At 32.8% G+C, this 6,941-nt stretch carries 5 protein-coding genes and 2 pseudogenes; 1 reads left to right on the top strand and 6 read right to left on the bottom strand.

Annotation, left to right across the window (positions count from 1 at the left end):
* The 6 genes and pseudogenes from C9J35_RS19215 to C9J35_RS19190 all read right to left on the bottom strand — a co-directional run.
* A pseudogene (locus C9J35_RS19215) lies at positions 1-112 on the bottom strand (ArsR/SmtB family transcription factor); the annotation flags it as partial.
* Positions 113-387: 275 nt separating this feature from the next.
* Positions 388-653 (bottom strand): annotated as a pseudogene (locus C9J35_RS24340) (MarR family winged helix-turn-helix transcriptional regulator); the annotation flags it as partial.
* Positions 654-1,227: 574 nt separating this feature from the next.
* Entirely contained in the window at positions 1,228-2,286 is a 1,059-nt protein-coding gene (locus C9J35_RS19205) for an NAD(P)/FAD-dependent oxidoreductase (RefSeq protein WP_107926023.1), read from the bottom strand.
* Positions 2,287-2,839: 553 nt separating this feature from the next.
* Positions 2,840-3,229 carry a hypothetical protein gene (locus C9J35_RS19200; protein WP_054767747.1) on the bottom strand — a complete coding sequence of 130 codons (390 nt, stop codon included), beginning with the start codon at positions 3,227-3,229 and terminating at the stop codon, positions 2,840-2,842.
* 823 nt (positions 3,230-4,052) lie between these two features.
* Positions 4,053-4,295: a hypothetical protein gene (locus C9J35_RS19195; RefSeq protein WP_054767746.1), complete on the bottom strand. Its 243-nt coding sequence runs from the start codon at positions 4,293-4,295 to the stop codon at positions 4,053-4,055.
* 143 nt (positions 4,296-4,438) lie between these two features.
* Complete coding sequence (locus C9J35_RS19190; protein WP_107926019.1) at positions 4,439-5,224, bottom strand: PhzF family phenazine biosynthesis protein; 786 nt, start codon at positions 5,222-5,224, stop codon at positions 4,439-4,441.
* Positions 5,225-5,411: 187 nt separating this feature from the next.
* Between C9J35_RS19190 and pdxR the strand changes: the two genes are divergently transcribed.
* On the top strand, positions 5,412-6,890 hold the full coding sequence (gene pdxR, locus C9J35_RS19185) for a MocR-like pyridoxine biosynthesis transcription factor PdxR (RefSeq protein ID WP_107926017.1): 1,479 nt from the start codon (positions 5,412-5,414) through the stop codon (positions 6,888-6,890).
* The last annotated feature ends 51 nt before the right edge of the window (positions 6,891-6,941 follow it).

The following is a 6,941-nucleotide window of genomic DNA, read 5'->3' as shown; positions in this document are numbered from 1 at the left end:
CATCCACAAAATCACATACACATACCTCCCCATTTTTCATACATGCAAGTAATTTAATGCGATTCAAATCAGCTGCTGCTTTTAATTGTTTTTCAATTAGTGAGTTTTCCATTTATCTGCACTCCTTTATATAACCATTTGCTTATATATAATTTTACATAAAATCACCTTGTTAAAGAAAAGTGATTTTATTAGTATATAACTATATTCTTATATTATGATTTTATGTTTTGAATTGCAACAGATATTTACCAATTTGAAAATTTCTTTTTATAACTCCGTTAAACCATTCACCATATTCAAGATTTGTTTATCTTTATTAGCCTCTTTATCATATTACTAAAAAATTATGATTTAGTTATACCCCATTAATTTTTCTTTAACCAATTATGATGATGGTTTACAACTAAAGCTTGATTTAGCCATAGCTTTGTTTAAGAGTTCAATTGAACGTGAAACAGTTTCTTTTTCGAACTCAATTGCGAAAAAACCTCGTTTAAATAATTGTTTATCATTTGATCAATTGTAGTAGCGACAAATGTACCCTCCACAGTTAATGATTAAATGTACACTCTTTTATCTAATGTTAGGGGTGTTTTTTTGACAAGATTCATCTAAATAAGAATTTGAATATGTCTATTAAATGTAGCTACTTGTCATTCCACTAAACTACGCCTTTAGTTTAAGTAGAAAAGGGCTCTACTCCTTATTGAAATAAAGCCCCCGCTAATCTAATTAGTAATTCCATTTATAAAGGATTGCAATTATTTCAAGTGGCACGAATAAAGTCAATCCTAATCCTTCAAATCCGTCTTGTGTTATGTCTCTATAAATGAATGAACCAGCAACAGTAAATATAGGCGTAAAAAATATCGCTAAGTACATGCCCCCTATCACAAAATTAGTGACCAACACCGTTTAAAAGTAAGAATGAAAGCAAATTATAAGCAATGCAGATAAAAATTTATAAATGGAGCACGCTTCTTTAATTCTTTTTACCTGCCCCGTTTGTTGAATAACAACAATCTATAAGAAAACAGTCAAATGACTCACTTCTTTTTCAACAGCATTAGTTAATATTACAAAAATAGTTTTGAACAACTTTTGCTCATATATTAATCCTGATTTGAAAACAAATCTAACAGCATGTTTTGAAAAAAGATTGATCAAAACATGCTCTTAGCTACATTTCTTATAGTAACCCCGTCTTACAAAAACATTAAAGTATTATTCATTTACTAGGTTAAATCGAGATAGTCTACAACCTTCTAGTTCTTCTAACGGCACATTATCTACGATTTCCTTCGCAACCAATCGACTAATAACAGGAGATAATGTGATTGCGGCATGCATAACTGCTAAATAGAGTCCTTTTATTTGATCATGAAAACCAACAATAGGGTAGCCGTCTTTAGGCATTGGTCGCTTCCCTACTTGAATACTATCTAGCTCAAGATATTCTCCTTTTTTTAAATCATTTCGAAGGGTATCAAAAGCTCTTCTTCCAACCTCTTCTGGTCCGTTTTCTCCATGGTCATCCAAATAATCTTCAGCAGCAATTATAGTAGTATCAGATAGTTGTCTTGCCTCAAATCTTGAATTAGAAATTAATGTGTGAATAAGCTTTTTTGGAGATTTCATACGAATAATAATAGAAGGTGATGACTCAACAGGAATATCAATACTAAGAGGCTTACAAAGCTCAGGTATAGCTGTACCAGTTGCCAATACAATGACATCTGATTCTATAAATCCTTTTGATGTATGTACGCCAACAACTTTAGCGTCCTCCTTTTTAATTTTTGTTACTTTTGTGTCGAACAATATATTTACCCCATTTTCTTGCGCTTTCTTTACTAAAAGATTCGTTAGAATATTAGGGTCTACCGCGCCTTCTTTAAAAGCATATAGAGCTTCCTTTGGATATTCTTTTAAATGAGGTTCCAAGTCCGATACTTGCTGGCGATTTATTTTTTCTATATAAGATTTATGGCTGTTTACAGGAATTCCCCATGAAAGGGAGCCGTTCCAATCTACCTTTAATTCTGGGATCTCTTTTTCCAATACATGATATTCTGCTAATGACCCGTCATACAAATGTTGAAAGTTATCTGGAACACGCCCTGATGAATTAATCCAAGCAAAGGAATTTGATGTTACACCACATCCTGCTTTTGAATGGCTCTCAACTAAAGTGACATCCTGATTTTCCTTTGATAGATTATAAGCAATAGATGCACCAACAATCCCTGCACCAACAATTATTACCTTTTGCTTTTTAGTCATTACTTTCCCTCCTTGTTCTATTTGTATTATACGTAATACCACATCAGAAGTTGCGAGAATAAAGTGTAAAGTTGATTTAGCTTATAATCACCTTATTTAAGGTTTACTATTAAATAAACTTGAAAACGATTCAACAGAGTTGAAGTAAATAAACAGAAAACTAATTTGCTGAGTTGATGTAAAATGATATTAAAGTAATTAATCTTTAACCTTAAACAATTATACCCCTTGCTAAAATTAGGCGGGATATGAAATGGGCCTAGAAGCTTAAGTTTTGTATTCTTTAATTCTGCTCCTACATTAACTGATTCTGATGTAAGCCTTCCTTGGAACCGTTACTTTGAACAAATTGACACTGGTTCCATACGATTAATTATAAAAGATGTTAAGTGCTAATAAATTTTTATCCATTTAAATTAGCTCAAAATTAGTAATATAATATTACTTTGTCAAGAAATAATAAAGTCTTCGAAGTGTTAAACATGCATAAACCCTTCAAAATAAAAAACAAGCAGCCAATAAAATTGATTGCTTGTTTTTTTGTACCCTTACATTAGTTAATGAAATTTTGAGGAATACATTCACGAACACCAGAATTTCTCAATGAGTTAAATAAAGCTGCACTAATCCTTAATATAACGTTGGTATCAGTTCCATTTTCTAAATCATAGATGACAAAATATGAATTATCCACTGTAAAAATACATTTTCGTTCTAATTCAAATCCAGGTGGTACAGTTGGAAGTCTAAAAACTGGTACAACCACAGGTGTATCGCCTTCATCTCTGATAAAATTGAAAGTTTGTTGGTCAATCTCATAGATATTAACGGGATCAATTTCCACACCTTTATCTGGAACTGTAATTTCATCTTCAACTAATAGGAAAAAGCGTTCGTTTCGAAAATTGAAAAGACTTCTCGAGCCAATTTCAAATGATGCCATTTTATATTCACCTCCTCTCCTATAAATATGTTATTCGTATCGAATACAATTGTTTGGACATAAGGAAGGTAGAGTGAAGAATAATTAAAAATAACCATTCATAGTAGTTGTTCCAGCATGACTGCTAAAGAAGCAAACATTGAATATTATGGAATCTGTTTAATTTTGATTGTAAGAAGATCATCCTCAAAATAGATATTAATAAAGTTGTTTAAAATTGGACTATAAAGCCTTATAATTTAAGGTTTACCCTTTCTGTACATGAGGCATAATGAAAACGAATTTTTGTTGCAAATGTGGTCACAACGATAAGGGAAGAAATTATTATAAAAATACAAGAAGTGTCTTATTTAACTGAAACACCTGTTTTTTAGTGGGCGTAACTATAAACAGAAAATAGGTCCCGCAATTTAAACCCCCTTTGAAATCGGTATTTCTTGCAACAGTATTCATAACTAAATGTTAAATTACAAAATTGCCTACCTCCTAGTTCTATGGAGGTGGCTATTTTTCTATAAGCATGTATACAACGGAGTTTTAATAAAGGTTTTTGCTCCTTACGAGGCTTGGTAGCTGTAAAAAAGGAGGCTAAATTTTATTATTTCACTAATTTGTCATGTTAGTTTAAGTCCATGTCTCACAATCTTTAATGCTATGTGAATACAATAAAATTCATCTCACCGAAATATACAGAGGTGAGATATTTTTAATCAAACTTTATTACGTCCTTGATAAATACTTCTTTCCCCCGCCAAAAGTCACAGCTTACGCCTGGGTCTTCCGAAAAAAACACATGATAACTTACATTGACACGACAGTTTTATTACAAGGAATTTCGAAGTATAATGCACATAAAACCAATCACTAATGAAAGGATGCCTACAAATAAAATATATTTTATTCCAAATTGTGCGATGATAACGCCTGCAATACTAGCGCCAATAGTGGTACCTAAGTTTACAGAAGTCAGAATAAGCCATTTTAAAATCAGGTATTTCGGAATGGACGACATAATCCAATATTGATTGATATTCGCACCAATCTCTCCTGAAATCCCCCAAATCACTATAATAATAGCCGTAGGAAAAAGATAAGATAAACAACAGTTAATACAATCGGGAAAATGGTTACACCAACTGCATAATTTGTAAGTAATCTACCAGCCATAACGTACCCTACAATATTCGAAAAAAAGTGCATTTTTTGTTATCAATATAATTGGAGATCTGCAATTGAATATAAAACAGCAGAACCACTAATTTTTACTCTGTCCTCATTGTATTTACAGTACAGTGTTCCACCACGTTTAGAGAGCTGTCTAGCAATCATGTCGTTTTTCCCAAGTCGTTTTGACCAAAAAGGAATTAAACTACAATGTGCTGAGCCACAAACTGGATCTTCGTTTACCTGTAATTTTGGCCAAAAAGCTCTGGAAACAAAATCAACTTCATTTCCTTCTGCAGTCACAAAAACTGCAAGTCCTTCTGGAAATAGTGCTAATTTAGCAAAATCAGGAGATAAATTGAGCACATCTTCTTCTTTTTCGAGTACAAACACCAAATCTCTCCCTATATATGTTTCAATAGGTTTTATACCGAGTGCTTCCACCATCTGATTTGTCAGTGTATATTCCTCAACTTTAATACTCGGAAAATCCAATTCATAAAGATTACTATTTTTTAAAACAACTAGTTCCCCGCTCTTTGTTTGAAATCTGATTTTTTCTAGTTCTTTTTCATAATAGTTAGTGATTACATATGCAGTTGCTAAGGTAGCATGTCCGCAAAGATCAATTTCTCCTCCTGGTGTAAACCATCTTAAATGATAATGGTCTTTATGCCCTTTCTTTACAGCAAATGCTGTTTCAGAAAGGTTATTCTCGCTAGCAATTTCCTGCATCATATCCTCAGATAACCAATCTTCCATAATACAAACACCAGCTGGATTACCCTCAAATATTTTTTCAGCGAAAGCATCTACTACATAATATTTCATTTTGAAAAACCTCCTGATATTTTCTATTCGTTTGTATTACTCAAGCTGTTTCAACTTCCCTCAATTTTTCACATCGCAAAACACCCCTCTCAGTGTTATAATGTGTTCATTTGAAATCCTCTATATTTTATAACCAAACCATGTATAACACTCAATGCACTTGTATAACACTTAATGGAGGGTAAACATGCATATTGAAATTCAACGAAAATCTGAGACTTCACTTTCTAAGCAAATTTTCCAATCAATCGTTGATCACATACGATCAGGTCTACTACCACAAGGAAGTCAGTTACCTTCTGTCCGTGAATTATCTAAGGAGTTAGAAGTAAGCTTTGTTACTGTCGTGAAGGCATATAAAGAACTTGAAAAGGAAAAATTAGTTACATCCATACAAGGGAAAGGAACATTTGTAAATATTGAAGAATCGGATATAAGGAAAACAGAAAAAGATGAACCTGCATTCGATTGGCAGTTATCGCTACAAGATTATGTTCCAAGAGCTCAGTTTTCTCGCTTTCACCACGTTCCGGGTGAAATTCAACTTTCTTCTTCGATGATTGACCCTGGGCTTCTTCCTAATCGATATTTAGAGCAAGAAATTCATAAAATGCTTTCGGAGAATCCAAGAATTTTATCACAATATAGTGAAATCCAAGGAGACTATAAGCTGAGGGTTGCAATGTCCCAATATTTAAAACAATTTGAAGTTTCTACTACCCCTGACAACCTTTTAATTACAAATGGTTCGCAACAAGGATTAGATCTAGTTGCTCGTACATTTATTGGCCCGGGTGATGTTGTGGTAATGGAAAGTCCTACTTATCCAGGAGCTATTGATATTTTTAGAGGGAGAGGCGCTACGATACTTACAGTTCCAATTGATAAAGAGGGTATGAAAGTGGACATACTTCAAAATTTATGTGATAAATACAAACCAAAAATTATTTATACAATACCTACATTTCATAATCCTACAGGTACGGTTATGTCTCACAAGCGACGGAGGCAACTATTAGAGATAGCTAAAAGTATTCAATGTATTATTGTAGAAGATGACCCATGGTGTGAGATTTATTTTGATAAAAAACCTCCTACTCCTATTAAAAGTATGGATTATTATGGTCATGTGATTTATTTAAAAGGGCTGAGTAAAACCTTAGCACCAAGTTGCAGAATTGGAATACTTTCAGCTTCAGGTTCTATATTTAATCGACTATTAGCAGCTAAATCAAATGCTGATTTAGGAAGTCCATTATTAACACAAAAATCATTATTACCATTCGTTACTTCCAAAAAAATGATTGAACATATGAAAAAATTAAGAACGGCCTTAAAAGTAAGACGAGATTTGGTACTGGATTTACTATCACACTACGCGCCAGAAGGGATTTCATGGATAATACCAATTGGAGGTTTAAACATATGGATTAGTCTCCCAACTTGGGTAGATACAAATCAGCTACTGATCGAAGCCAAAAAAAATAATATAACATTCTTACCGGGATCAGCTTGTTACCCCGTGGAGCAAGAGAATCACCATATGCGACTAAGCTTTTCATATATGAATGAACAACAATTACAACAGGGAATTAGAACATTATGTAATATTTTAAATTCTGAAATTCCATCAAAGAAAAACAATAATAACACGCCTTATTTTTAAAAAAAGAGAGTACCTCTCGTAAAATAGTAGTTATTGCAACATATTTTTGAC

The sequence above is a fragment of the Lysinibacillus parviboronicapiens genome, assembly GCF_003049575.1.
Lineage (GTDB): Bacteria > Bacillota > Bacilli > Bacillales_A > Planococcaceae > Lysinibacillus > Lysinibacillus parviboronicapiens.
Note: the sequence above shows the minus strand (reverse complement) of the source record. Positions and strands in the feature narration are given on the sequence as shown.